The sequence below is a fragment of the Azospirillum oryzae genome, assembly GCF_008364795.1.
GTDB classification, from domain to species: Bacteria; Pseudomonadota; Alphaproteobacteria; order Azospirillales; family Azospirillaceae; genus Azospirillum; species Azospirillum oryzae.
In genome coordinates this window covers 1-572 of record NZ_VTTM01000038.1, presented here as the reverse complement: position 1 = coordinate 572, position 572 = coordinate 1, and the positions used below count along the sequence as shown (strand labels likewise).

The window sequence follows — 572 nt, the reverse complement described above, 5'->3', positions numbered from 1 at the left end:
TTATCGCAACGTGCTACGTCCTTCATCGCCTCTCAGTGCCAAGGCATCCACCAGATGCCCTTCAGACGCTTGATCTCAACTCCAACGAAAACGCTAAGCGCCACGCGCAGGAACAAGCCTGCTCGCGAACCGATCAACAGGACCGGTCGTTTCCGCCGTTCGATGCTACTCCCAGCCAGGCTTGTGGCCCGGCCGAGGAGCGTCCTCGGTCACTTGCACTTCATCTTCACTTGTCCATGATCCCGCCTCAGCTCTTGTCGAGCGAGGCACCAAAGCGAGCGCTGCGCGCTCGCTTTGGTCCACGTTTCCGTGTTGTGGTTCCTTCCAACGGTCCTCGAAGCTGAGCGGCTCGGCGTCCCTCGACACCATCTTGTGAATGGTGGAGGCAGACGGGATCGAACCGACGACCTCCTGCTTGCAAAGCAGGCGCTCTCCCAACTGAGCTATGCCCCCGATCGGCTCTCCTTCTCTGGAGACGCGCACGACCGCTAAACATGGTGGGCCAGGGAGGATTTGAACCTCCGACCTCACGCTTATCAAGCGCGCGCTCTAACCAACTGAGCTACTAGCCC

The 572-nt window shown here is 59.8% G+C and carries 2 tRNA genes; both read right to left on the bottom strand.

Annotated features, from left to right (window positions below):
* Positions 1–377: 377 nt before the first annotated feature.
* Positions 378–453: transfer RNA gene (locus FZ938_RS30385), tRNA-Ala, on the bottom strand.
* A gap of 42 nt (positions 454–495) precedes the next feature.
* Positions 496–572, bottom strand: a tRNA-Ile gene (locus FZ938_RS30380).